Raw genomic sequence first — 25,059 nt, 5'->3', positions numbered from 1 at the left:
CCGCGCGCCCCCCGCCCCCCCGCGGTGTGTCCCGCCGCCGGGCCCCGCCGCCCCCCCCCCCCCACCCTCTCCGCCCGGCGGGGCGGCCGGCCCCCCCCCCCCCCGCCCCGGCTCTCGTGTGTCCTGACCCCGGTCAGCGCTCCGGGGCCAGGACTCCGGGTCAGGACTCCGGCGTGGACTTCCTCCGCCGGGCGAGCACCCGCCGCACCGGGCCGGTGACCGCCCCGGAGATCCGGGTGACCGTGCCGCCGACCGCCGTCCGGGCCGCCCGCACCGCGTCGGAGAGCCGCCACCACAGCTGCGCCGAGGACGGCGGCAGCAGCAGCGCCCGCACCCGACCGGCCCGGCCGGTGCCGGCCCACAGGGCACGCCGGGCGGTGCGCACGTCGGCGGCCAGCGGGGCCGTGGTGACCTGCCCGGGCGGGGCGTAGAGCACCCGTTCGGTGGCCAGCGCCAGCCGACCGGTGGCGGCCGCCGCGTCCGCGTCCAGCTCGGCCGCCTCGGTGATCCGCCGGGCGGCCGAGCGCGGGGTGCGTGACTCGTCCGGGGGAATTCCGAGGTCCCAGGCGGAGTCGACGAGCTCGTCCCAGGCGGCCAGCACCTGGGCGTCGGTGAGCTCCGTCGGACCGTCCCCGCCGGGTCGGCGCCGCCCGCCGCCGCCGAGTCGGCGACGGCGCACGGCGGTGCGCCAGAACATCGGTACGAGCAGCAGGAGGATCAGCGCCACCACCACGGCCAGGGTGCCGAGCACCTGCCCGGACAGCAGCCAGGAGTCATCGGCGGCCTGGCTGACGGCCTTGCTCTTGGGGCCGCAGTCGCCCAGCTGACGCTGCTTGGCGGTGCAGTCGGAGCTGTTGGTCGGCGCCGGGACGGCGGCCGCGCTGGTCGCGGCGGCGGTCGGCTGCTGGGTGGGTGCCGTGGTCGGGACGCCGGAGCCCTCGGAGTAGCGGGCCGGGACGCCCCGGCTCGGGGTCGGCTCGAAGCGCATCCAGCCGTAGCCGGAGAAGTACAGCTCGGGCCACGCGTGGTACATCTTGCCGGTCACCGAGTAGCTGCCGTCGGCCTTGGCATCACCGGGGGTGAATCCGACCGCGACCCGGGCCGGGATCTTCAGCACCCGGGCCATCGCCGCCATGGTGGAGGCGAAGTGCACGCAGAAGCCCCGGCGGTCCTGTAGGAAGACCGCGATCGCGTTGCTGCCGGTGCCGCCCTGGACCGAGGTGTCGTACGTGAACTCCGAGCCGGTGAACCAGTTCACCAGGGCCGTCGCCCGGTCGTAGTCGTTGCGGGCGCCCGCGGTGACCGCCCTGGCCCGCTCGGCCACCACCGGGGGCAGGTCGGAGGGGATGGCGGTGTAGTGGTCCCGGATGTCCTGCGGGGCGGGGGTGGCGGCGCGCAGCTCGGAGGCGGTGGGCCGCAGGTCCAGCGTGCTGACCTGGTAGTGCAGGCCGCGGATCGCCTTGGCGTCGGCCGGCAGCACGGTGCGGGTCATCGGGTCGAGCCGCCACTGGCCGCGGTCGGGGAGCGAGACGGAGGCGGCCGGGTAGGGCATCGGCAGCCAGCTGTTCTCCAGGTTCTCGCTGACCGTGAAGTCGCCCACGATCCGGGGGACGTTGGTGTCCCGCAGTCCCTCGGGGGCGGGCAGGGTGGTCGGGAGGGCGGTGACCACCGGGCTGCTGAGCTTCCAGTTGGTGCCGTCGAACTGGTCCAGCGAGCCGGTGCGCAGGTACGTCTGGCCGGCCAGATCGCTCTCCATCTTGTAGCTGAGCAGTTCCGCGTCGCTCGGCTTGGTGATCGAGGCCTCCAGGCTGACCAGCGGGTCGAGACTGGTGGTCACGCTCCCGCCGCTGCCCTTGCCGCCGCCGCCGGAGTCGGAACCCAGCAGCCCGAGGTCCCAGCGCGGCAGGAAGACCGGCAGCAGCATCGCCAGCGCCAGCGCCAGTACGCCGACCTGCTGGCCGCCCAGGCTGACCTGGTTGGAGGACAGCGTGCCGTTCGAGCCGCCGCGGAAGACCCGTCCCCAGCGGGAGACCCGGTCCTGGCCCTCGGCGAACAGCAGCACCAGGTAGCCGGCCGCGGCGAAGCAGAACCAGATCCAGCTGCCGTGCTCACCGGCCAGGCCGTTGCCGATCGAGTAGAGCGCCAGCAGCGGCAGGCCGGCCAGCGCCGCCCGCCGGTAGGTGACCGCGACGGTGTCCACCAGGACGGCGATCAGGCCGACCGCGGAGACCAGGATCAGCCGCAGCCCGGCGGTCGGCGGCGCCGGGATGGCGTACTGCCGGATGTCGTCGAGGCCGCCGGAGAAGACCCGGCTCAGCACCTGGAGCGAGGACGAACCGGGCAGCACGCCGGCGATCATCCCGGAGCCGGCGAAGCCGATCAGGATCAGCAGGAACAGCACCAGCAGCTGGGCCACGGGCACCGACCAGCGGTACAGCGGGGAGCGGCGCATCCCCGCGCCGACCGCCGCGACCACCGCGACCACCAGGAAGGCGTGGGTGAGCCAGCTGCGGGTGGTCAGCAGCGGCAGCATGCAGAGCGAGGCGAGGACGGTGGCCAGCGCCGAGTAGACGGTCAGTTTGGCCCGGGTGGTCACGCGCCGGCCTCTTCTCGGTAGGGGGCGGTGGTCTTGGCGCCGTCGGCGGCCCGCCACAGGTCCGGCACGGAGTCGCCGGCCCGGACCGGCAGGACCGTCCAGCCGGCCTCGCGCAGCTCCCGGACCCGCGCGCGGAAGGCGTCGCCGCCGGTGTCGGGGGCGAGCATCCGCAGGCCGGTCCAGGTCTCGGCGTCGAGCAGGAAGGCGACGGCCCCGCCGGTCCGGGCGCGCAGCCGGGCCAGCCGGGCGGCCTGCGCGTCGTCCAGGTCGCCGAGGACGGCGACCAGCAGGCCCTCGCCGCCGGCCCGCAGCGGCTCCTCGGCGCGGGAGAGCCCGGCGCCCTCGGACAGGTCGGCGACCGCGAGGGCGTCCAGGATCAGCCCGGAGGTGTCGGAGGCCAGGTTGTGGCCGCCGTCGCCGGGGCCGGGCACCGACTGGCCGGTGTCGGTGAGCAGCCGGGTCTGGTAGCCGCGCTCCAGCAGGTGCACGGCGACCGAGGCGGCGCAGCTGACCGCCCACTCGAAGGAGGAGGCGGGGCCGCTGCCGCGGTGGCCCACCTCACGGGTGTCCAGCAGGACGGTGGCGCGGGCCTTCTGCGGCTGCTCCTCGCGGCGCACCATCAGTTCGCCGTACCGGGCGGTGGAGCGCCAGTGCACCCGGCGCAGGTCGTCGCCGGGCCGGTACTCGCGCAGGATCACGTCGTCGTCGCCGGCCAGGGCCAGCGTGCGCGCATGGCTCTCGCCCTGGCCGAGCCACTCGCCGCTGAGCCGCACCTGCGGCAGGGCCTGGACCTGGGGGACGACCGTGAGCACGTCGGAGGCGGCGAAGGCGCGGTTGACCTCGCACATCCCGAACGGGTCGGCCAGCCGCAGCTGCAGCGGCCCGAGCGGGTAGCGGCCGCGCAGGTCGGAGCGGACCCGGTAGGAGACCTCGCGGAAGCCGCGCGGCTCGACCCGGTCCAGCACGAAGCGCGGGCGCGGCCCGAGCACGTACGGGACCTTGTCCTCCAGGAGCAGCAGCCCGGTGGGCACCCGGGAGACGTTGTCCACCCGCAGGTGGACCCGGGCCTCCTGGCCGGCGATCGCCCGGCGCGGGCTGAGCCGGCGTCCGCTGGCCACCCGGTAGCGGGTGTTGGCGACCACCACGGCGGCGGCCAGCGGCAGCGCGGCCAGCAGCACGCCGACCCGGAGCAGGGCGTCCTGGTCGAGCAGGTAGGAGCAGACCACCGCGGTCAGACCGGCCGCGAGGAAGGAGCGGCCCCGGGTGGTGAGGCCGCGCAGTCCGGCCCGCAGTCCGCCCGTCGGATCGGACGGGGTCACCTCAGCCCCTCCGGACGGCCGGGCCGCCCTGCGGACGCGGCAGCGGCAGCCGGGCGACCAGGTCGGTCACGATCTGCTCGGAGGTGCGGCGGCCGAGCTGGGTCTCGGCGGTCGGCATCAGACGGTGCGCCAGGACCGGGACGGCCAGGCGCTGGAGGTCGTCGGGGGTGACGTAGTCGCGCCCGTCCAGCGCGGCGGCGGCGCGGGCGGCCCGGACCAGGTGCAGGGTGGCGCGCGGCGAGGCGCCCAGCCGCAGTTCGGGGCTGGTGCGGGTGGCGGCGACCAGGTCGACGGCGTAGCGGCGGACCGGGTCGGCGATGTGCACGGTGCGGACCAGCTCGACCAGCTTGAGGATGTCGGCGGCGTGCGCGACCGGCTGGAGGTCGTCCAGCGGGTTGGCGCCGCCGTGCACGTCGAGCATCGCGAACTCGGCCTCGGGGCTGGGGTAGCCGATCGAGATCCGGGCCATGAAGCGGTCCCGCTGGGCCTCCGGGAGGGGGTAGGTGCCCTCCATCTCGACCGGGTTCTGGGTGGCCACGACCATGAACGGCGAGGGCAGCTCGTAGCTGGTGCCGTCGATGGTGACCTGGCGCTCCTCCATGGACTCCAGCAGCGCGGACTGGGTCTTGGGCGAGGCGCGGTTGATCTCGTCGCCGACCACGATCTGGGCGAAGATCGCGCCCGGGCGGAACTCGAAGTCGTGCCGCTGCTGGTCGTAGATGTTGGTGCCGGTGACGTCCGAGGGCAGCAGGTCGGGGGTGAACTGGATCCGGCGCACGGTGCAGTCGACGGACTTGGCGAGGGCCTTGGCCAGCATGGTCTTGCCGACGCCGGGCACGTCCTCCAGCAGCAGGTGGCCCTCGGCGAGCAGGACGGTCAGGGCGATCCGGACGGCCTCCGGCTTGCCCTCGATCACGCTCTCGATGTTGGCGCGGACCCGGTCCACGACCGCGGCGAGCTCCGGCAGCCCGATCGGACCGTACCCGTTCGCCCTCTGCTCGCCCCCCGCAGGACTGCCGAGACCGGCCTGATCGTTGTAGCTCGTCACCCGTTTACGCTCCCTGGCACACCGTGCCCGCCTCACCCGAGACCGGCCCCCACCCCATGCTTGACGCGGCCGTCCCGGGGGCGGTTCCGAAGGAGGATCCGGCGCCGGGTGGGCGGCCTGCGGCCCGGCCGCCCCAGGTGGTTCGGGGTCTGACCGGCAGCCGCATTCTCCCCCGTTCGGCGGCCGGAAGTCACCATTCGGCCGTCCCCGAATGCCGGGCGGAAGGCCTAGCGGACCTCGCGCAGCAGCCCGGTGTGGACGTCGAAGACGAAACCGCGGACGTCGTCGGTGTGCAGCAGGAACGGGGAGGTGCGCACCCGCTGCATGGACTGGCGGACGTCGCCGTCCAGGTCGACGAAGGCCTCCACCGCCCACTGCGGGCGCTGGCCGACCTCCAGTTCCAGTTCGCGGCGGAAGTCCTCGGTGAGTCCGAGCAGGCCGCAGCCGGTGTGGTGGATCAGGGCGATCGAGCGGGTGCCGAGGGCGCGCTGACTGATCGTCAGCGACCGGATGGTGTCGTCGGTGACGACGCCGCCGGCGTTGCGGATGACGTGGGCGTCGCCCAGTTCGAGGCCGAGCGCCGCGAACAGGTCGAGGCGGGCGTCCATGCAGGCCACCACGGCGATCTTCTGGACCGGGCGGGCGTCCATGCCACCGTCCCGGAAGGTCACCGCGTACTCGCGGTTGGCCGTGACGAAGCGGTCGATGATGGTGGGTCCGGCGGGGTCGGCAGCGGCGTTCGGCGTGGGCCGGTCGGGGGTCACTGTCATGGGGGCGACGTTAGTGCGATCCGGGGTCGTGCGGTGGGGCGGAGAGCTACAGAACGCGCCGCTGTGATCGAGCGCATAGCGACAACGGGAGGGTTTGTCCGGGCTGGTCCCGGAGTGGGTCCGCGCCCGGTCGCCCGCAGGGGCGCGCGGGAGTCGGCCCGGGCCTCCGCCCGGGGGCCCCGCCGGGCCGCCCCGACGGCCGCGACCTGCGGTGATCCGTACCGCCGCCCGGGTGGTGCGCCGGAGCGGACCATTGACTGGGAGGGGTCGCGCGATAGAGTTCGGCGCGTTGGAGCACACCCGCCGGAACCCGTCAACCGGGCGTTCCCGGCCGTGCGGCCCGGCCGATGCGGCCCGTGGCCTCCACCCGCTCCGTGTTCACCTGGCGCACCTTCCCCGGCGCCGGGCGGTCACGACCTTCCCCTTGAGCGGGCGGGGACCACGGGCCGCGTCGTCGCGTCGGCGGGCGGTGGGCGAGAATGGTCGGAGCTCCCGGTCGTCGGGCTGCTCCGCACCGAGGAAGGGCGCCACCGCGCATGACCACCAACGAACCGGGTCCCAAGCACGTTCCGGTGATGCTGCAGCGGTGCATGGACGCGCTGGCCCCGGCGATCTCGCGCCCCGGTGCCGTGGTGGTCGACGCCACCCTCGGCCTCGGCGGGCACAGCGAGGCGCTGCTGACCCAGTTCCCGGAGGTCCGGCTGATCGCGGTGGACCGCGACCCGCAGGCGCTGAAGCTGTCCGGCGAACGGCTGGCCCCGTTCGGCGACCGGGCCACCCTGGTGCACGCGGTGTACGACGAGATCCCCGAGGTGCTGGAGCGGCTCGGCGTCGACGAGGTCGACGGCATCCTGTTCGACCTCGGCGTCTCCTCGATGCAGCTGGACGAGGCCGACCGCGGCTTCGCCTACGCCCAGGACGCGCCGCTGGACATGCGGATGGACCAGACCCGGGGGATCAGCGCGGCGGAGGTGCTGAACACCTACAGCCACGGCGACCTGGCCCGGATCCTCAAGGTGTACGGCGAGGAGCGGTTCGCCGGGAAGATCGCCTCGGTCATCCTGCGCGAGCGGGAGAAGGAACCGTTCACCAACAGCGCGCGTCTGGTCGAGTTGGTGCGCAACGCCATTCCGGCGGCGACCCGCCGGACCGGCGGGAACCCGGCCAAGCGGACGTTCCAGGCGCTGCGGATCGAGGTCAACGGCGAGCTTGAGGTCCTGGACCGGGCGATCCCGGGGGCGCTGGACGTCCTGGCGATCGGCGGCCGGATCGCCGTGATGTCGTACCAGTCGCTGGAGGACCGGCTGGTGAAGCAGTACTTCGCCGCCGGGTCGACCAGCACCGCCCCGCCGGGGCTCCCGTTCATCCCGGACGAGCACCAGCCCTGGCTCAAACTGATCACCCGCGGGGCCGAGCTGGCCACCGAGCAGGAGATCGAGGAGAACCGGCGCGCCGCGCCCGTGCGGCTGCGGGTGGCGGAGAGGATCAGGGACCGAAGCAAGCGGGGCTGACGAACGGTTCCGGCGGGGTCCGAAGGGCGGAGGAGAGCGGTGGGGCCGGTGGCCGGTGAGGTCCGGGTGGGGCGGGGAGGACTCCCCGGACAGGGCAGGGCGCGGATCACGGTCCGGCCGGGGCGACGCCCCGTGCGGGGGCGGACGCCGTTCGCGGTGCTCGTGGTGGTGCTGCTGGCGGCGGGGCTGCTCGGCCTGCTGGCGTTGAACACGGCGCTCAACGAGGGCTCCTTCGAGCTGTCCCGGCTGCAGAAGCAGACCACCAAGGCGACCGACGAGCAGCAGAGCCTCCAGCACGAGATCGACCAGAACTCGGCCCCGGACGCGCTGGCCAAGCGGGCCGCCGAGCTGGGCATGGTCCCGGCCGGGGGGATGGCCTTCCTGGACGTGCCGAACGGCGGCAAGGTGATCGGCACGCCCGGCCCGGCGGCGGACAGCCCGCCGGTGAAGAAGTCGACCGTCGACCCGTGGCCGATGCGGGCGCCGGGTGGTCAGACCCCCGCGCAGGCCCAGCCGTCGGCCCCGTCCTCGGCCCAGCCGAGTCCCTCGCCGAGCGCCTCGCCGAGCCCTTCCCCGAGTGCCCAGCCGACCGGCCAGGCACCCGCACCGCCGCCGACCCCGGCCGCCTCGGCCGGTGACTCGGTGATCCAGCTCAACCCGGTGACACCCGCGCCGGCCCAGCACGGGGGTGGTACCCGATGACGACGCCTCGTCAGCCGTCCGGCTCCGGCTCGGGGTCCGGCCGCCGTCAGCCGCCGCGCACCGGCGCGGCCCGGCCCGTCGCCGGGCGCGGCCAGCCCGCGAAGGGGCAGCCGGCCAAGGGCCAGAGCGCGGCCCGCGGCCAGTCCGCCAAGGCCCAGCCGCCGAAGGCGCAGCCGTCCAAGGCCCAGCCCGCGAAGGCCCAGCCCGCCCGGGGCCAGACCGCGAAGGTCCAGCCGGCGCGCGGCCAGTCGGCCAAGGCGCAGCCCGCCAAGTCCGCCTCCGTCGGCCGCACCCCGCGCGCGCCGCAGCAGCGCCGCCCGGAGGGCCGTCCGCCGGCCCGCAGTCAGGCGGCGGTGCGGCCGCGCCCGAAGTCCCGGCCGGCGCAACGTCCCAAGGCGCTGCGGCTGGCCGAGCCGAAGCGCCGGCTGCGGGTGATCACCGTGGTGCTGTCGCTGGTGTTCTCGGTCTTCGCCGGGCGCCTGGTGCAGCTCCAGCTGGTGGACGCCGACGCGCTGGCCGCCGACGCCAACACCAACCGCTACCTGAACATCCCGATCACCGCCGAGCGCGGCTCGATAACGTCCGCCGACGGGGTCGCGCTGGCGGCCACCGTGGACGCGTACGACATCACCGCCGACCCGGCGATGTTCACCCCGGAGGCGACCGGCATCCCGGACGCGCCGGAGCAGGCGGCCGCGCTGCTGTCGCCGATCCTCGGCGTGTCCAAGGACAAGCTCGCCGCCGACCTGCACACCCCGAAGACCCGCTACAAGCGGCTCGCCGCGCAGCAGACCCCGGCCGCCAAGAACCAGATCAGCGACCTCAAGTCGGGCCTGGAGAAGCAGTCCGGCTCGCGGACCTGCCAGGCCCAGAAGAAGCTGCTCGGCAAGCCCGCCGACCAGGGCGGGCGCACCCGGGTGGACAACGAGTGCGCCAACCCGCTGGCCGGGGTGTTCAACCGGGAGACCCAGAAGCGGATCTACCCCGCCGAGGGCCTGGCCGCCAACCTGCTCGGCTTCGTCAACGGCGAGGGCGAGGGCGCAGGCGGGCTGGAGCTGCAGTACCAGAAGCAGCTGGCCGGCAAGGACGGCCGCAGCAGCTACGCCCAGGCGGGCGGCCGGCTGGTGCCCACCGCCGGGGGCTCGCTGGACCCGGCCGTGGCCGGCAGCGACATCAAGCTGACCATCAACCGGGACATCCAGTGGGCCGCCCAGCGGGCGATCACCGACCAGGTGGCCAACTCCGGTGCGGAGAAGGGCTATGTCGTCGTCCAGGACGTGAAGACCGGCCAGGTCATCGCGATGGCCTCGGCGCCCGGCTTCAACCCCAACGACCTGAGCCTGGCCAAGCAGGCCCAGATGGGCAACCCGGCCCTGGTGGACGCGTACGAACCGGGCAGCACCGCCAAGCTGATGAGCCTGGCCGCCGTGCTGGACTCCGGCAAGGCGAACTGGGACACCAAGGTCACCGTGCCCAACCGGCTGGTCCGGGCCGGGCAGGAGTTCAAGGACGACGTCTGGCACAACACCTGGTACCTGACCCTGGCCGGGGTGCTCGCCAAGTCCTCCAACATCGGCACCATCGAGGCCGTCGAGGCTCTCGGCGACGGCGACCAGGGGAAGGCCAACCAGATCCTGGACGGCTACCTGCGCAAGTTCGGAGTGGCCCAGCCGACCGGCCTGAACTTCCCGGGGGAGTCCGCCGGGATGCTCAAGAAGCCGGAGGAGCTGGTCGGTTCGGAGAAGTACAACATCTCCTTCGGCCAGGGCCGGATCCAGATGAACGCGCTGCAGGCGACCTCGGTGTACTCGACGATCGCCAACGGCGGGGTGCGGGTCGCGCCCAGCATCGTGCAGGGCATCACCGGTCCGGACGGCAGGTACGTCCCGACCCCGGCCGGCGAGCAGTCCCGGGTGGTCAGCGAGCAGACCGCCAAGACCATGACCTCGATGCTGGAGTCGGTCGTCGACGACGAGCAGGGCACCGGCGGCAACGCGGCCATCCCCGGCTACCGGGTCGCCGGCAAGACCGGTACCGCCAACCGGGGGGCCGCCGACGGCAAGGGCTACGACGGCTACACCGCCTCCTTCATCGGCTTCGCGCCGGCCGACGCCCCCCGCTACACCGTCTCCTGCACCCTGCAGGGCCCGGTCAACGGCCACTTCGGCGGCCAGCTGTGCGGACCGGTGTTCAAGCAGGTGATGGAGTTCACCCTGAAGACCATGCAGGTCCCGCCGAGCGGTAGCCAGGCACCGAACCTGCCCGTCGAGTGGAAGCCGTGAACGAGGATGAGCAACCAGCGGGCCGGTCTGGACGGCGGCGCGGCGAAGGCCCGGTTTGGCCCTGGGTACCCTTCGGCGGATAGCCTTCCCGCCGTGCCGAAACCCGATCAAACCACCGTGAGTCCGCCCCGCCCGACCGGGACCGCCGCTCTGCCGCTCACCGAGCTGGCCGCCCGGCTGGGTCTGCCGCCCGTCGAGGGCGGCGCCGTCACCGGCGTCACCCACGACTCCCGCGCGGTGCGCCCGGGCGACGTGTACGTGGCCTTCCCGGGCGCCAACCACCACGGCGCGGCCTTCGCGGCCAAGGCCGCGGCCGCCGGTGCGGTGGCCGTGCTGACCGACCCGGCGGGCGCCGAACTGGCCGCCCCCACCGGCCTGCCGCTGCTGGTCGTGGACCGGCCGCGGGCCCGGATGGGCGAGCTGGCCGCGATCGTCTACGGCAACCCGTCCGAGCGACTGCTGATGATCGGGTTGACCGGCACCAACGGCAAGACCACCACCTCGTACCTGGTCGAGGGCGGGCTGCGCGGCGCCGGGCGCAGCCCGGGCGTGATCGGCACCGTCGAGATGCGGGTCGGGGACGAGCGGATCAAGAGCGAGCGCACCACCCCCGAGGCCACCGACCTGCACGCGATCCTCGGCGTGATGGCCGAGCGCGGCGCGGACGCGGTGACCATGGAGGTCTCCAGCCACGCCCTGGTCTTCGGCCGTACCGACGGGGTGGCGTACGACGTCGCGCTGTTCAACAACCTCACGCCCGAGCACCTCGACTTCCACCCGGACATGGAGGACTACTTCCAGGCGAAGGCCCGGCTGTTCCAGCCCGGCAAGTCCCGCCACGGCGTGGTCAACCTGGACGACGAGTACGGCCGCCGGCTCGCCGCCGAGGCCAAGATCCCGGTGACCACCTTCTCCGCGACCGGCGCCGCCGGGGCGGACTGGCGGGCCGTGGACGTCGAGCTCGGTCCGGTCGGTTCCACCTTCCGGGTGGTCGGTCCGGACGGCGCCGGGGCCGACGCCTCCGTGCCGCTGCCCGGCCCGTTCAACGTCGCCAACGCGATGGCCGCGATCACCGTGCTGGTCTCCGCCGGGCTGCCGCTGGAGCGGGCGGTGGCCGGGATCGCCGCCGTCCCCGGCGTGCCGGGCCGGCTGGAGCGGGTGGACGGCGGGCAGCCGTTCGTCGCGGTGGTGGACTACGCCCACAAGCCGGACGCCCTGCAGGCCGTGCTGGCCTCGCTGCGCGAGGTCACCAAGGGCCGGCTGCACGTCGTGGTCGGCTGCGGCGGCGACCGCGACCCGCACAAGCGCGGCCCGATGGGCGCCATCGCGGCCCGGCTCGCCGACACCGCCCTGCTGACCAGCGACAACCCGCGCAGCGAGGACCCGCTGGCGATCCTCGCCAGCATGCTGACCGGCGCCGCCGCGGTGCCCGAGGCCGAGCGCGGGGACGTCCTGGTCGTCCCCGACCGGGCCGAGGCGATCCAGCTCGCGGTCGCCCGCGCCGGGGCGGGGGACACCGTGCTGGTGGCCGGCAAGGGCCACGAGCTCGGCCAGTACGTACGAGACGAGATCCGCCCCTTCGACGACCGGGAGGTACTGCGCGAATCGATCGTGCGGACCACGGCCGAGCGGGGCGACCGAGGAGTAGAGCAGCAGTGATCGCACTGACCCTCGCCGAGGTGGCCGCAGCCGTCGGAGGCACCCTGGACGGCGCCGACCCGGACACCCTGGTCACCGGCCCGGTCGAGGTCGACTCGCGGAAGGTGGGCCCCGGCGGCCTCTTCGCGGCCTTCGTCGGCGAGCACGTGGACGGCCACGACTACGCGGCCGTGGCGGTCGGGGCCGGCGCCGTCGCGGTGCTGGCCTCCCGCCCGGTCGGCGTGCCCGCCGTCCTGGTCGACAGTGTGGTGGAGGCGCTCGGCCGGCTGGCCCGGACCGTGGTCGCCCGCGCCGAGCGCACCACGGTGGTCGCGCTGACCGGCTCGGCCGGCAAGACCAGCACCAAGGACCTGATCGCCCAGCTGCTCCAGCGCCACGGCGAGACCGTCTTCCCGCCCGGCTCGCTCAACAACGAGATCGGCCACCCGATGACCGCCCTGCGGGTCGAGGACGGCACCCGGCACCTGGTGATGGAGATGGGCGCCCGGCACAAGGGCGACATCGAGTACCTCACCTCGATCACCCCGCCGCGGATCGGCCTGGTGCTCAACGTCGGCACCGCCCACGTCGGTGAGTTCGGCTCCCAGGAGGCGATCGCCGAGGCCAAGGGCGAGCTGGTCGAGGCGCTGCCCGCCGAGGGCGCCGCGATCCTGAACGCGGACGACCGGCTGGTGCGCGCGATGGCCTCCCGGACCAAGGCGAAGGTGGTCCTCTTCGGGGAGTCGCCGGACGCCGACGTCCGGGCGACCGACGTTCGCCTGGACGCCACCGGACGGCCATCGTTCACGCTCACCACCCCGGCCGGTTCCGCGCCCGTGCAGCTGCGCCTGTACGGTGAGCACCACGTCTCGAACGCCCTCGCCGCCGCCGCGGTGGCGACGGAGCTCGGGATGACCGTCGACGACACCGCGGCAGCCCTGGGCGAGGCGGGTGCGCTGTCCCGCTGGCGCATGGAGGTCGTCGACCGGGCCGATGGTGTCACCGTCGTCAACGACGCCTACAACGCGAACCCCGACTCGATGCGGGCCGCGCTGCGGGCGCTGGTCTCGATGGGCGGCCGGGGCCCGGAGCGCCGCCGCACCTGGGCGGTGCTCGGCGAGATGCGGGAGCTCGGCGAGGACAGTCTGGCCGAGCACGACGCCATCGGACGGCTCGCCGTCCGGCTGGACGTCACCAAGCTGGTGGCGGTCGGCGGACGCGAGGCGGCCTGCATGGAACTCGGCGCGAGGAACGAAGGTTCGTGGGGTGAGGAGTCGGTGCTGGTGTCCGACGCGGACGCGGCGGTCGAACTGCTGCGCAGTCAGCTGCGGCCGGGGGATGTGGTCCTGGTGAAGGCCTCCCGCTCGGTGGGACTGGAGAGGGTGGCCGAGGCCCTCCTCGCGGACGGTGCTGCCCGATGATGAAGCAGATCCTCTTCTCCGGGATGATCGGCCTGATCCTCTCGCTGGTCGGCACGCCCGCGCTGATCAAGCTGCTGGCCCGCGGGGGCTACGGCCAGTACATCCGCGACGACGGTCCCAAGGCGCACCACAGCAAGAAGGGCACGCCCACGATGGGCGGCATCGCCTTCATCCTGGCGACCCTGATCGCGTACTTCGGCACCAAGGCGATAACGGGCGAGAGCCCGACCGCCTCCGGGCTGTTGGTGCTCTTCCTGACCACCGGTCTGGGCCTGGTCGGCTTCCTGGACGACTACATCAAGGTCGTCAAGCGCCGTTCGCTGGGCCTGCGGGCCAAGGCGAAGCTGGCCGGCCAGTCGATCGTCGGTCTGGTGTTCGCCGTCCTGGCACTGCAGTTCCACGACGACCGCGGGCTCAGCCCGGCCTCCGAGAAGCTGTCCTTCGTCCGCGACTTCAACTGGGCGATCGGCCCGGTGCTGTTCGTCATCTTCGCGTACTTCCTGATCGCGGCCGCCTCCAACGGCGTGAACCTGACGGACGGTCTGGACGGCCTCGCCACCGGTGCCTCGGTGATGGCCTTCGGCGCCTACACCTTCATCGGCGTCTGGGAGTACAGCGAGAGCTGCGCCTACTCCATCTCCGCCACCAGCGCCTGCTACGACGTCCGCGACCCGCTGGACCTCGCGGTGGTGGCCGCCGCCCTGATGGGCTCCTGCTTCGGCTTCCTGTGGTGGAACACCTCGCCCGCCAAGATCTTCATGGGTGACACCGGCTCGCTCGCCCTCGGCGGTGGCCTGGCCGGTCTGGCGATCTGCTCCCGCACCGAGCTGCTGCTGATCCTGCTCGGCGGCCTCTTCGTGATCATCACCCTGTCGGTGATCATCCAGGTCGGCTCCTTCCGGATGACCGGCAAGCGCGTCTTCAAGATGGCGCCGCTGCAGCACCACTTCGAACTCAAGGGCTGGAGCGAGGTGCTGGTCGTGGTCCGCTTCTGGATCATCCAGGGCCTCTGCGTGGCCGTCGGCCTCGGCCTCTTCTACGCGGGATACCGGACCGGATGACGAACTTCGACTTCAAGAACCTGCCCGTGGTGGTCGCCGGCCTCGGCGTCTCGGGCATCAGCGCCGCACGCGTCCTGAACGGGCTCGGCGCGAGCGTCACCGTGGTCGACGGCGGCAGCGGCGAGGGACTCAAGGCCCGCGCCGCCGAGCTGGCGGCACAGGGCGTCGCGGTGCGCCTGGGCGACGGCGCGAGCCTGCCCGAGGGCACCGAGCTGATCGTCACCTCGCCCGGCTGGGCCCCGGACAGCCCGCTGTTCGCCGCTGCCGAGGCGGCCGGCGTCCCGGTCTGGGGCGACGTCGAGCTGGCCTGGCGGCTGCGCAAGCCGCTGCCGGGCACCGGCGAGCCCGCGCCCTGGCTGGCCGTCACCGGCACCAACGGCAAGACCACCACCGTCCAGATGCTCGCCTCGATCCTCACCGCGGCCGGCAAGCGCACCGCCGCGGTCGGCAACGTCGGGGTCTCGGTGCTGGACGCGGTGCTCGCCGAGGAGCCGTACGACGTGCTCGCCGTCGAGCTCTCCAGCTACCAGCTGCACTGGGCGCCCTCGCTGCGCCCGTACTCGGCCGCGGTGCTCAACCTGGCGCCCGACCACCTCGACTGGCACGGCTCGATGGAGGCGTACGCCGCCGACAAGGGCCGGATCTACGAGGGCAACGTGGTGGCCTGCGTGTACAACCTGGCCGACCCGGCCACCGAGGCGCTGGTCATGGAGGCCGACGTCGAGGAGGGCTGCCGGGCGATCGGCTTCGGCCTCGGCGCGCCGAGCCCGTCGAACTTCGGCGTGGTGGACGGCCTGCTGGTGGACCGCGCCTTCGTCGAGGACCGGACCAAGAACGCGGCCGAACTGGGCTCCGTCGAGGACGTCAACCCGCCCGCCCCGCACAACATCGCCAACGCGCTCGCCGCGGCGGCGCTGGCGCGGGCCTACGGGGTCGAGCCGAAGGCCGTCCGGGAGGGCCTGCGGGCCTTCCGCCCGGACGCCCACCGGATCGCCGAGGTCGGTACCGTCCGCGAGGTCACGTACATCGACGACTCCAAGGCCACCAACACCCACGCCGCGGCGGCCTCGCTGGCCGCCTACCGGCCGATCGTCTGGATCGCCGGGGGACTGGCCAAGGGCGCGACCTTCGACGACCTGGTCCAGGGCGCGGCCGAGCGGCTGCGCGCGGTGGTGCTGATCGGGCAGGACCGGGCGCTGATCCGCGAGGCGCTGGAGCGACACGCTCCGGATGTGCCGGTGATCGAGGCGGCCGAGGGCCAGACTGGCGCGGTGGCGATGGCCGAGGTCGTTCGAACGGCCGCATCGCTCGCCCGATCGGGTGACACGGTGCTGCTGGCCCCGGCCTGCGCCTCGATGGACATGTTCACCAACTACGGCGAGCGCGGCGACCTGTTCGCGGCGGCGGTCCGGGCCCTGGCCGGCGAGTAGGCGGGCCTGGCGAGTGAGCTGAAGGGCCGCGCCGACGCCGAAAGCGAGGAGGCCCCGAGGAACGAGGGGCATCGGAGCGACGACCGTCGGCGTCGGGTCGGAGCGGCCCGGAGGCGAACGAGCCGCATCAGGAGAGGGAGCGGGGAGCGGTGGCGGGGCAGGGCAGGGCGGATTCCGGTGCGACCAAGCAGGACGCCGCCGAGCCGTGGCGAGTGATCTCCGCCACCACGACCAAGTACAAGTCGGCCGGTCCGCTGGGACGGTTGCAGGCCTTCCGGGCCCGCATCCGGTACTGGCTGGACCGGCCGCTCACGCCGTACCTGCTGATCGTCGGCACGACCCTGCTGCTGGTCGTGCTCGGTCTGATGATGGTCTTCTCGGCCTCGCAGATCCTGGCGCTGAACCAGCACCACACCGCGCAGTACTACTTCCTCAAGCAGCTGATCGCGGCCATCCTCGGCCTGGTCCTGCTGGTCGGCTTCGCCTCCGTCCCGGTGGCGGTGCTGCGGGTGATCGTCTACCCGGTGATGTTCGGGGTGATCGGCGCGCTCGCGCTGGTCGCCGTGCCCGGCATCGGGGTGCGGATCAACGGCAACCAGAACTGGCTGGACTTCGGCTTCTTCCAGTTCCAGCCCTCGGAGTTCGCCAAGCTGGCGCTGGTGCTCTGGGCCGCCGACCTGCTCGCCCGCAAGCAGAAGGCCGGCACCCTCACCACCTGGAAGCACCTGCTGGTGCCGCTGGTGCCCGGCGCCCTGCTGCTGCTCGCGCTGATCATGATCGGCGGTGACATGGGCACCTCGATGATCCTGGTGGCCATGGTGTTCGCGCTGCTCTGGATGGTCGGCGCACCGCTGCGGCTGTTCGTGGCCACCCTCGGAGTGGCGGTCGTGGTCTGCACCGCCCTGGTGATCACCGTCCCGCACCGCGCCGAGCGGCTGGGCTGCATCGGGGTCACCAAGCTGGACCCGGACGGAGCCTGCTTCCAGGCCCTGCACGGCGTGTACTCGTTCGCGCTCGGCGGCGGCTTCGGCACCGGCCTCGGCGCGGGTGTGGAGAAGTGGGGCCAGCTCCCCGAGGCGCACACCGACTTCATCTTCGCCGCGACCGGCGAGGAACTCGGTCTGGTGGGGACGCTGTCGGTGATCGGTCTCTTCGCGGCACTAGGCTACGCGGGTATCCGTGTGGCCATCGGTACGAAGGACCCCTTCGTCAGGTACGCCGCGGGAGCCGCCACCACCTGGATCATGGCGCAGGCCATGATCAACCTGGGGTCGGCGCTGGGACTGCTGCCCATCGCGGGCGTCCCGCTCCCGCTGTTCTCCTACGGCGGTTCCGCCATGCTGTCGGCCATGTCCGCGATCGGGGTGCTGCTGTGCCTGGCACGCAGTTCCTCGGGCGCGAAGGCGGCCCTGGCCGCCCGGAGCAAGAACTCCCGGATCAGGAAGCGACTGGCCCGGGTGCTGCCACGACGACGAACCACAGCGCGCCCGGTCCCCGGGCCGGCACGCAGGGAGCGGTGAATTTCGGTGCATGTCGTACTCGCCGGCGGGGGGACCGCCGGTCACATCGAACCGGCCATGGCCCTCGCGGACGCACTCCGCAGGCACGACCCGTCCGTCGGGATCACCGCCCTGGGCACCGAGAAGGGGCTGGAGACCCGGCTGGTACCCGAGCGCGGCTACCAGCTGGAGCTGATCCCGGCCGTCCCGCTGCCCCGCAAGCCCACCCCCGAGCTGATCACCGTGCCCGGTCGGCTGCGCGGCACCGTGCGGGCCGCCCAGGAGATCATCGAGCGGGTCAACGCCGACGCCGTGGTCGGCTTCGGCGGCTACGTCGCGATGCCCGCCTACCTGGCCGCCAAGCGGGCCGGGGTGCCGATCGTGGTGCACGAGGCCAACGCCCGCCCGGGCCTGGCCAACAAGATCGGCGCCCGCTACACCGACTTCGTCGCGGTCTCCACCCCGGACAGCAAGCTGCGCGACTCCCGGTACATCGGCATCCCGCTGCGCCGGACCATCGCCACCCTGGACCGCAACGCCACCCGGCCGGAGGCCCGCCACTACTTCGGCCTCGACCAGCGGCTGCCCACCCTGCTGGTCTCCGGCGGCTCCCAGGGCGCGCGCCGGCTCAACGAGACGATCACCGCGATCGCGCCGCGGCTGCAGCAGTACGGCGTGCAGATCCTGCACGCGGTCGGCCCGAAGAACGAGCTGCCGCAGGTCGCCGACGTCCCCGGGATGCCGCCGTACCGCCCGGTGCCGTACATCGACCGGATGGACCTCGCCTACGCCGCCGCCGACCTGATGCTCTGCCGGGCCGGCGCGATGACGGTGGCCGAGCTGGCCGCGGTCGGCCTGCCCGCCGCCTTCGTGCCGCTGCCGATCGGCAACGGCGAGCAGCGGCTGAACGCCCAGCCGATGGTCAAGGCGGGCGGTGGCCTGCTGGTCGACGACGCCGAGCTGACCTCGGACTGGGTGCTGCAGAACGTGCTGCCGGTGCTCACCGACCCCCAGCGGCTCTGGGACATGAGCCGGGCCGCCGCCGAGTTCGGCCGTCGGGACGCCGACGACCTGCTGGTCGGCATGGTGTACGAGGCGATCCAGGCCCACCGGGGCGGTCGCCGACGTGGCTGACGGCCGGCTCGCCGACCCTCTGGACGAGGAGCTGGAGGAGGAGTCCGCTCCCCGTCTCCGGCTCTCCCGGCGGGGCATCGCGGTGCTGAGCGTGCTCGGCGCCGCGGTGCTGGGCGGGCTGGCCTGGGTGGTGTTCTTCTCCTCCGTGCTGGACGTGCGCGATGTCGCCGTCCAGGGCGCCACGGACGACAAGTTGACGTCCGAGCAGGTCCGCGGGGCGGTCGGCGGGCTGGCCGACGGCCCGCTGGCCCGGGTCGACCTGGACGACGTCCGGCGCCGGGTGGAGGCGATCCCCCGGGTGGGGAAGGCCGAGGTGTGGCGGGGCTGGCCGCACACCCTGCAGGTCAAGGTGGTCCAGCGGACGGCGGCGGCCGCCGTCAAGGGGGATGACGGTCAGTTCACCCAGGTGGATGCCTCCGGAGTGAGCTTCGCCACCGAGGCGGCCCCGCCGAAGGGCGTTCCGGTGGTGGAACTGCGGCTCAGTCAGTCTGCGAAGGACGTGGACGGGGTGATCTCAAGGGCCCAGCTGGTGCAGGGGGCGGTGGCGGTGGCCGCCGGGCTCCCGCCGGAGATCGCCAAGCGGGCCGGATCGGTCCTGGTGCACTCGTACGACGACATCGAACTGCAGCTCAGCGGGGGTGCGACGGTGCGTTGGGGGAGTCCGGAGGAGACCGACCGGAAGGCCCGGGTGCTGCTGGCGCTGATGAAGCAGAAGGGCAGCACCTTCGACGTGACGGCGCCGGAGGCGCCGGCGGTGTCGGCGGTGTCGGGTTGATCCGATAGATTCTGTGCCCGGGGGAGGGGTTGACGCTTCGGAGTGTCGGCCCGACCCTTGGTGGTCACCCCCGGTTTCCATTGCCGGCCGATGATCACATAGGCTCAAAAGAAAAAGGGAAGCTCGGCGTGTTCGTTGAAACGCGTGCCTGGAGCCACCTAGTGTCCTGTGTCACCAGACTGTGTCCATTGGTGATGTGACGGAGACACAGGACTAACCCTAAAGGTCAAGTTTAGGGTTGGGGTCGGTGGTCGGCATTTCGGACATTCAGTCAGAAACCAGGCTCCCTACCCATCGACATCCGTCGGTACGGCCCCCGTCGGGCCGGGCCGACCCGGAAATTCGAGGCGAGAGGCCTTCGACGTGGCAGCACCGCAGAACTACCTCGCAGTCATCAAGGTCGTCGGAATCGGCGGCGGTGGTGTCAACGCCATCAACCGGATGATCGAGGTCGGTCTCAAGGGCGTCGAGTTCATCGCGATCAACACCGATGCGCAGGCCCTCCTCATGAGCGACGCCGACGTCAAGCTCGATGTGGGCCGTGAACTCACCCGGGGCCTCGGCGCCGGCGCCAACCCCGAGGTCGGCCGGAAGGCGGCCGAGGACCACCGCGAGGAGATCGAGGAGGTCCTCAAGGGGGCCGACATGGTCTTCGTGACCGCCGGTGAGGGCGGTGGCACGGGTACGGGCGGCGCGCCCGTCGTCGCCAACATCGCCCGCTCGCTGGGCGCCCTGACCATCGGTGTGGTCACCCGCCCCTTCACCTTCGAGGGCCGCCGCCGGGCCAACCAGGCCGAGGACGGCATCGCCGCCCTGCGCGAAGAGGTCGACACCCTCATCGTGATCCCCAACGACCGGCTGCTGTCCATCTCGGACCGCCAGGTCAGCGTGCTGGACGCGTTCCGCTCGGCGGACCAGGTCCTGCTCTCCGGCGTTCAGGGCATCACCGACCTGATCACCACCCCGGGTCTGATCAACCTCGACTTCGCCGACGTCAAGTCCGTCATGTCGGAGGCCGGTTCGGCGCTCATGGGCATCGGTTCGGCCCGTGGCGAGGACCGTGCCAAGGCGGCCGCCGTGATGGCGATCTCCTCGCCGCTGCTGGAGGCCTCGATCGACGGCGCCCGCGGCGTGCTGCTGTCCATCTCGGGCGGCTCCGACCTCGGTCTGTTCGAGATCAACGAGTCGGCCCAGCTGGTCAGCGAGGCCGCCCACCCCGAGGCCAACATCATCTTCGGTGCGGTCATCGACGACGCGCTCGGCGACGAGGTGCGGGTCACCGTCATCGCGGCCGGCTTCGACGGCGGTCAGCCGCCGGCGATCGTCCGCGACCCGGTGGTGAAGTCCACCACCCCCGCGGCCCCGGCCACTCCGCCGGCCGCCCCGGAGCGCCCGGCCGGCCGTCCCTCGTACGGGAGCATCGGCTCGGTGACGTCCCGTTCGGAGGAGAGCCCGGCCGCCGCGTCGCGTTCCGAGGCCCCGGCCACCACGACCGCCGCTCCGGTGCCGCCGCAGGTGCAGCCGGCCCGTCAGCCGTTCGTGGAGAGCCCGGCCGAGGAACTCGACGTGCCGGACTTCCTTAAGTGATCGATCACGCGGTACGCGCGGGTGCTCACTTCGCCTTCACCGACCGGTGGGGCGGGGTGAGCACTTCGCCGTACGGGGAGCTCAACCTCGGCGGTGCGGTGGGCGACGACCCGCGGGCCGTCCGGGAGAACCGGGCCCGCGCGGCCCGGGAGCTCGGGCTGGACCCGGTCGACGTGGTCTGGATGAACCAGGTGCACGGTGCCGAGGTGGCCGTGGTGACGGAGCGGCAGCAGCTGGGGGAGGCCCCGACGGTGGACGCGGTGGTCACCGACCGGCCGCTCGCGCTGGCGGTGCTGACCGCGGACTGCACCCCGGTGCTGCTGGCCGACCCGGTGGCGGGTGTGGTGGGCGCGGCCCACGCGGGCCGGCCCGGGCTGGCGGCGGGCGTGGTGTCCGCGGCCGTCGCGGCGATGGTCGAACTGGGGGCCGAACCGGCGCGGATCACCGCCGCCACCGGCCCCGCGGTCTGCGGCCGCTGCTACGAGGTGCCGGCCCAACTGCGGGCCGAGGTGGCCGAGCTGGTCCCGGCGGCCTACGCCGAGACCTCCTGGGGCACCCCGGCGCTGGACGTACCGGAGGGGGTCGCGGCCCAGCTGGCCGCCGCGGGGGTCACCGAGCTGGTGCGATCATCGGTCTGCACCCTCGAATCCGCCGATCACTTCTCCTATCGCCGCGAGCAGCGCACGGGCCGGCTCGCGAGCTACGTCTGGTTGGGCTCTGATCACTGATGACGAACGACATCTACGGACCGTTCCCGGGGGGCGCGGAGTTCCTCCGGGCGCTGACGGAGGGCCAGCGGGCGCGGTACGAGGAACTGGGCGCCAACCTCGACGTGGTCGAGCGCCGGATCGCGGACGCCTGTGCGGCCGCCGGACGCCCGCGCGAGTCCGTCACCCTGATCGTCGTCACCAAGACCTACCCGGCCGAGGACACCGCGCTGTTGGCCGGGCTGGGTGTGACGGACGTCGCGGAGAACCGCGACCAGGACGCCGCGCCCAAGGCGGAACAGTGCAGAAACCTTCCTCTTGACTGGCACTTCGTCGGGCAGCTGCAGACCAACAAGGTCCGCTCGGTGGTCCGGTACGCGAACCACGTGCACTCGGTGGACCGGCTGCGGCTGGTCGAGTCGCTCTCGGCGGCGGTGCTCAAGTCCGAGCGCCCGGAGCTGGGTTGCCTGGTGCAGGTGGCGCTGGACAAGGAGCACGGGGAGGGCGCGCACCGGGCCGGGGTCGCCCCGGAGGACGTCGCGGAACTCACCGACGCGATCGCCGACACGCCCGGGCTGCGCCTGGACGGTGTGATGACCGTCGCTCCGCTGGCCGGTCCGCTGGCCGGGGATCCGGCTCGGGCCTTCGACCGGCTGACGGAAATCGCAACCGCCGTACGGGCGGCCCATCCGGCTGCCACCATGGTCTCCGCAGGCATGAGCGGTGACCTTGAGCAGGCGATTGCTGCCGGAGCGACACATGTGCGCGTCGGAACGGCGGTACTCGGAGTGAGGTCACCCCTCAGGTAACGTCACCGGGTAGTTAGATCAGACTGCAGGACAAAATAGGACAGAAGCTAGCAGCTTTCCGGAGCGCTAGCCAACCGTGGATCGCAGCTCCGCGGCCCAACCCCACGAACTCTGACGGCGCGTCGCCTTGACGGGCCGTCGTGGGCGGACCGCGGAATCCGCGCGCAGGGCCGAACGGCCTGGCCGCCGGGGCGGAGCCGGTCCACCACAAGCGGAGGAGACAGGAGCATGGCCGGCGCAATGCGCAAGATGGCGGTCTACCTCGGCCTCGTGGAGGACGAGACGTACGACGGCCAGGGGTACGACCCCGACGACGACTACGACGCGGACCCCGAGCCGATCCGTACCGGGCAGCGGACCGAGGACATTCCCCGGCCGGCCGCCGCCCCCGCACCCGCGCCGGTCTCCTCGATCACCCCGCAGCCGGTGCCGGCGGCGGTGCCGATCCGACAGGAAGCCCCGAGGATGGCCCCCGTGTCGTCCATCACACCCGAACGCCGCCACAACCTGGAGAAGAGCGCACCGGTGATCATGCCCAAGGTAGTGAACGAACGAGAGCCCTACCGCATCACCACGCTGCACCCCCGGACCTACAACGAGGCCCGTACCATCGGGGAACAGTTCCGTGGCGGGACCCCCGTGATCATGAATCTCACCGAGATGGACGACACGGACGCGAAGCGGCTCGTAGACTTCGCCGCTGGACTCGTCTTCGGTCTGCACGGCAGTATCGAGCGCGTGACACAGAAGGTGTTCCTGCTGTCGCCTGCTAACGTCGATGTCACGGCGGAGGACAAGGCTCGGATCGCCGAGGGTGGGTTCTTCAACCAGAGCTGACCCGGCCACGACTTTACGTGTGGATCTGATCAACAGTGGTTGGCGACAGGTGACGAGCGGTAGGCCCTAGGGCCAGGGACCGGGGAGAGGGAAAACGCGATGGACATCGTGTGGGCGGTGCTCTACTACGCCCTGACCGTCTTCCTGGTGTTCCTGCTCGTACGACTGGTCATGGACTGGGTCTTCCAGTTCGCGCGTTCGTGGCGGCCGGGCAAGGCCATGGTCCTGGTCCTGGAGGCCACGTACACTGTCACGGATCCGCCGCTCAAGCTTCTTCGGCGGTTCATCCCGCCGTTGCGTTTCGGGGGCGTGGCGCTCGACCTGTCCTTCTTCGTACTGATGATCATTGTGTATGTCCTGATCTCGCTTGTGCACCCCTAGTCGTAGGTGAGCGATGCGACAGGATGCCGGTGTGCCGACGATCACGTTGAGGTGAAGAGATGCCATTGACCCCCGAGGACGTTCGGAACAAGCAGTTCACGACCGTCCGCCTGCGTGAAGGCTATGACGAGGACGAGGTCGATGCCTTCCTCGACGAGGTCGAGGCGGAGCTGACCCGCCTCCTCCGGGAGAACGAGGACCTGCGGGCCAAGCTGGCCGCCGCGACTCGCGCCGCCGCGCAGAACCAGGCCAACATGCGGAAGGAGCCGCCGCAGGACGCCCAGCGTCCGGCCGCTCCCGTCCCGGCAGCCATATCCGGCCCGCCGGTCCCCGGCCAGCAGGGCCCGGGCGGCCCGCAGCAGATGGGCCCCGGCGGTCCGCAGCAGATGGGCCCGGGCGGTCCGCAGCAGCAGCAGATGGGCAACCAGCCCCTCGGCCTGCCCTCCGGTGCGCCGCAGCTCCCGGCCGGCCAGGGCGGCCCGATGGGCCCCGGCGGTCCGCAGCAGATGGGCCAGCAGCAGATGGGCCAGACCATGGGCGGCCAGCAGCAGCTGGTCCAGCCGATGGGCGGTCAGATGCTCCAGCCCATGGGCGGTCCCGGTGGCCCGCAGCAGATGGGCAACCCGATGGGCCAGGGTATGGGCCAGCAGCAGCAGATGCAGCCGATGGGCGGCCCGCAGCAGATGGGCGGCCCGCTCGGCGCTCCGATGCAGCAGCAGGGCCCCGGTGGCGACAGCGCCGCCCGCGTGCTGGCGCTCGCTCAGCAGACCGCCGACCAGGCGATCTCCGAGGCCCGCTCCGAGGCCAACAAGATCGTCGGCGAGGCGCGCAGCCGGGCCGAGGGTCTGGAGCGCGACGCCCGGGCCAAGGCCGACGCCCTGGAGCGGGACGCGCAGGAGAAGCACCGCGTCGCGATGGGCTCGCTGGAGTCCGCGCGGGCCACGCTGGAGCGCAAGGTCGAGGACCTGCGGGCGTTCGAGCGTGAGTACCGCACGCGCCTGAAGTCGTACCTGGAGACCCAGCTGCGCCAGCTGGAGTCGCAGGCGGACGACTCGCTCGCCCCGCCGCGGATCCCCGCCACCGCGTCGCTGCCGCCGGCGGCCTCGTCGATGGCTCCGGCCGGTGCCGGGTCGATGGGCTCCGCGCCCTCCTTCGGTGGGAACCAGCCGTCGTTCGGTGGGAACTCGCCGGCGTTCGGCGGGCAGAGCTCCTTCGGTGGGAACGTGCCGGCGCCGAGCTTCGGCGGGCAGGGTGCCGGTGGCAACACCGGGGCTCCGCAGATGCAGCCGGCCGGGATGACCCAGCCGATGGCGGCCGTGCGGCCGCAGCCGCCGCAGCCGATGCAGCAGGCTCCGGCGCCGATGCGGGGCTTCCTGATCGATGAGGACGGCGACAACTGAGGTTGTAGCCAGGCCTTTTGAGGGCGTCCCCTTTCCGACCTCCGGGTCGGGGAGGGGACGCCCTTTTGCGTGTTCTGTTCGGGGGGCGCGCGGGCTCGGGCCCGCGCGCCCGTGTGGGTACGGCGAAGCCGCCGGCACCCCGGGTGGGGTGG

At 72.7% G+C, this 25,059-nt stretch carries 20 protein-coding genes; 16 read left to right on the top strand and 4 right to left on the bottom strand.

Going from position 1 to position 25,059, the window contains the following annotated elements; translation table 11 throughout:
* Window positions 1-160: 160 nt before the first annotated feature.
* The 4 genes from ABTZ03_RS26760 to ABTZ03_RS26745 all read right to left on the bottom strand — a co-directional run bounded on the left by ABTZ03_RS26760 (window position 161) and on the right by ABTZ03_RS26745 (window position 5,733).
* Window positions 161-2,596, bottom strand: a complete 2,436-nt coding sequence (locus ABTZ03_RS26760; RefSeq protein ID WP_350515623.1) for a transglutaminase TgpA family protein — start codon at window positions 2,594-2,596, stop codon at window positions 161-163.
* Window positions 2,593-3,915: a DUF58 domain-containing protein gene (locus tag ABTZ03_RS26755; protein ID WP_350515622.1), complete on the bottom strand. Its 1,323-nt coding sequence runs from the start codon at window positions 3,913-3,915 to the stop codon at window positions 2,593-2,595. The genes ABTZ03_RS26760 and ABTZ03_RS26755 overlap by 4 nt, the downstream gene beginning before the upstream one ends.
* 1 nt (window position 3,916) lies before the next feature.
* A complete protein-coding gene (locus ABTZ03_RS26750; RefSeq protein WP_350515657.1) occupies window positions 3,917-4,888 on the bottom strand; it encodes an AAA family ATPase in 972 nt (323 codons plus the stop codon).
* A 302-nt stretch (window positions 4,889-5,190) separates the two neighbouring features.
* Window positions 5,191-5,733, bottom strand: a complete 543-nt coding sequence (locus ABTZ03_RS26745) for a beta-class carbonic anhydrase (protein WP_350515621.1) — start codon at window positions 5,731-5,733, stop codon at window positions 5,191-5,193.
* A 536-nt stretch (window positions 5,734-6,269) separates the two neighbouring features.
* Between ABTZ03_RS26745 and rsmH the strand changes: the two genes are divergently transcribed.
* The 16 genes from rsmH to ABTZ03_RS26665 all read left to right on the top strand — a co-directional run bounded on the left by rsmH (window position 6,270) and on the right by ABTZ03_RS26665 (window position 24,907).
* Window positions 6,270-7,244, top strand: a complete 975-nt coding sequence (gene rsmH / locus ABTZ03_RS26740; protein ID WP_350515620.1) for a 16S rRNA (cytosine(1402)-N(4))-methyltransferase RsmH — start codon at window positions 6,270-6,272, stop codon at window positions 7,242-7,244.
* A 132-nt stretch (window positions 7,245-7,376) separates the two neighbouring features.
* A complete protein-coding gene (gene ftsL, locus ABTZ03_RS26735) occupies window positions 7,377-7,946 on the top strand; it encodes a cell division protein FtsL (RefSeq protein WP_350515619.1) in 570 nt (189 codons plus the stop codon).
* Window positions 7,943-10,228 (top strand): peptidoglycan D,D-transpeptidase FtsI family protein, encoded by a 2,286-nt coding sequence (locus ABTZ03_RS26730; RefSeq protein WP_350515618.1) that lies wholly within the window; start codon window positions 7,943-7,945, stop codon window positions 10,226-10,228. The genes ftsL and ABTZ03_RS26730 overlap by 4 nt, the downstream gene beginning before the upstream one ends.
* Before the next feature lie 6 nt (window positions 10,229-10,234).
* Window positions 10,235-11,887 (top strand): UDP-N-acetylmuramoyl-L-alanyl-D-glutamate--2,6-diaminopimelate ligase, encoded by a 1,653-nt coding sequence (locus ABTZ03_RS26725; RefSeq protein WP_350515617.1) that lies wholly within the window; start codon window positions 10,235-10,237, stop codon window positions 11,885-11,887.
* Window positions 11,884-13,287, top strand: coding sequence for a UDP-N-acetylmuramoyl-tripeptide--D-alanyl-D-alanine ligase (locus tag ABTZ03_RS26720; protein WP_350515616.1), 1,404 nt, complete (start codon window positions 11,884-11,886; stop codon window positions 13,285-13,287). Before ABTZ03_RS26725 ends, ABTZ03_RS26720 begins: the two co-directional genes overlap by 4 nt.
* On the top strand, window positions 13,287-14,348 hold the full coding sequence (mraY, locus tag ABTZ03_RS26715) for a phospho-N-acetylmuramoyl-pentapeptide-transferase (RefSeq protein WP_350515656.1): 1,062 nt from the start codon (window positions 13,287-13,289) through the stop codon (window positions 14,346-14,348). The genes ABTZ03_RS26720 and mraY overlap by 1 nt, the downstream gene beginning before the upstream one ends.
* A complete protein-coding gene (gene murD / locus ABTZ03_RS26710) occupies window positions 14,345-15,778 on the top strand; it encodes a UDP-N-acetylmuramoyl-L-alanine--D-glutamate ligase (RefSeq protein ID WP_350515615.1) in 1,434 nt (477 codons plus the stop codon). Before mraY ends, murD begins: the two co-directional genes overlap by 4 nt.
* Before the next feature lie 149 nt (window positions 15,779-15,927).
* Entirely contained in the window at window positions 15,928-17,298 is a 1,371-nt protein-coding gene (ftsW, locus tag ABTZ03_RS26705) for a putative lipid II flippase FtsW (protein ID WP_400928070.1), read from the top strand.
* Between the two features lie 6 nt (window positions 17,299-17,304).
* The gene (murG, locus tag ABTZ03_RS26700; RefSeq protein WP_350515614.1) at window positions 17,305-18,411 is read left to right on the top strand and encodes an undecaprenyldiphospho-muramoylpentapeptide beta-N-acetylglucosaminyltransferase; all 1,107 of its coding nucleotides are present in this window, start codon (window positions 17,305-17,307) and stop codon (window positions 18,409-18,411) included.
* A complete protein-coding gene (locus ABTZ03_RS26695; RefSeq protein ID WP_350515613.1) occupies window positions 18,404-19,186 on the top strand; it encodes a cell division protein FtsQ/DivIB in 783 nt (260 codons plus the stop codon). The genes murG and ABTZ03_RS26695 overlap by 8 nt, the downstream gene beginning before the upstream one ends.
* Before the next feature lie 363 nt (window positions 19,187-19,549).
* Window positions 19,550-20,773: a cell division protein FtsZ gene (gene ftsZ / locus ABTZ03_RS26690; RefSeq protein WP_350515612.1), complete on the top strand. Its 1,224-nt coding sequence runs from the start codon at window positions 19,550-19,552 to the stop codon at window positions 20,771-20,773.
* The gene (gene pgeF, locus ABTZ03_RS26685) at window positions 20,770-21,501 is read left to right on the top strand and encodes a peptidoglycan editing factor PgeF (RefSeq protein ID WP_350515611.1); all 732 of its coding nucleotides are present in this window, start codon (window positions 20,770-20,772) and stop codon (window positions 21,499-21,501) included. Before ftsZ ends, pgeF begins: the two co-directional genes overlap by 4 nt.
* Window positions 21,501-22,289, top strand: a complete 789-nt coding sequence (locus ABTZ03_RS26680; RefSeq protein ID WP_350515610.1) for a YggS family pyridoxal phosphate-dependent enzyme — start codon at window positions 21,501-21,503, stop codon at window positions 22,287-22,289. Before pgeF ends, ABTZ03_RS26680 begins: the two co-directional genes overlap by 1 nt.
* A 228-nt stretch (window positions 22,290-22,517) precedes the next feature.
* Entirely contained in the window at window positions 22,518-23,126 is a 609-nt protein-coding gene (locus tag ABTZ03_RS26675) for a cell division protein SepF (protein WP_350515609.1), read from the top strand.
* 99 nt (window positions 23,127-23,225) lie between these two features.
* Window positions 23,226-23,507, top strand: a complete 282-nt coding sequence (locus tag ABTZ03_RS26670; protein WP_030282903.1) for a YggT family protein — start codon at window positions 23,226-23,228, stop codon at window positions 23,505-23,507.
* A 59-nt stretch (window positions 23,508-23,566) separates the two neighbouring features.
* The gene (locus ABTZ03_RS26665) at window positions 23,567-24,907 is read left to right on the top strand and encodes a DivIVA domain-containing protein (RefSeq protein WP_350515608.1); all 1,341 of its coding nucleotides are present in this window, start codon (window positions 23,567-23,569) and stop codon (window positions 24,905-24,907) included.
* Window positions 24,908-25,059 lie beyond the last annotated feature (152 nt).

The sequence above is a fragment of the Kitasatospora sp. NPDC096077 genome, assembly GCF_040303245.1.
In the GTDB taxonomy this organism is placed as follows: Bacteria; Actinomycetota; Actinomycetes; order Streptomycetales; family Streptomycetaceae; genus Kitasatospora.
Note: the sequence above shows the minus strand (reverse complement) of the source record. Positions and strands in the feature narration are given on the sequence as shown.

What these genes read in the sequence shown, in the direction of transcription:
- murD (WP_350515615.1), top strand. Translation starts at nt 14,345, where the DNA reads ATGACGAACTTCGACTTCAAGAACCTGCCCGTGGTGGTCGCCGGCCTC.
- ABTZ03_RS26725 (WP_350515617.1), top strand. Translation starts at nt 10,235, where the DNA reads ATGAGCAACCAGCGGGCCGGTCTGGACGGCGGCGCGGCGAAGGCCCGG.
- ABTZ03_RS26730 (WP_350515618.1), top strand. Translation starts at nt 7,943, where the DNA reads ATGACGACGCCTCGTCAGCCGTCCGGCTCCGGCTCGGGGTCCGGCCGC.
- ABTZ03_RS26670 (WP_030282903.1), top strand. Translation starts at nt 23,226, where the DNA reads ATGGACATCGTGTGGGCGGTGCTCTACTACGCCCTGACCGTCTTCCTG.
- rsmH (WP_350515620.1), top strand. Translation starts at nt 6,270, where the DNA reads ATGACCACCAACGAACCGGGTCCCAAGCACGTTCCGGTGATGCTGCAG.
- ABTZ03_RS26665 (WP_350515608.1), top strand. Translation starts at nt 23,567, where the DNA reads ATGCCATTGACCCCCGAGGACGTTCGGAACAAGCAGTTCACGACCGTC.
- ABTZ03_RS26680 (WP_350515610.1), top strand. Translation starts at nt 21,501, where the DNA reads ATGACGAACGACATCTACGGACCGTTCCCGGGGGGCGCGGAGTTCCTC.
- ABTZ03_RS26675 (WP_350515609.1), top strand. Translation starts at nt 22,518, where the DNA reads ATGGCCGGCGCAATGCGCAAGATGGCGGTCTACCTCGGCCTCGTGGAG.
- mraY (WP_350515656.1), top strand. Translation starts at nt 13,287, where the DNA reads ATGAAGCAGATCCTCTTCTCCGGGATGATCGGCCTGATCCTCTCGCTG.
- ABTZ03_RS26745 (WP_350515621.1), bottom strand. Translation starts at nt 5,733, where the DNA reads ATGACAGTGACCCCCGACCGGCCCACGCCGAACGCCGCTGCCGACCCC.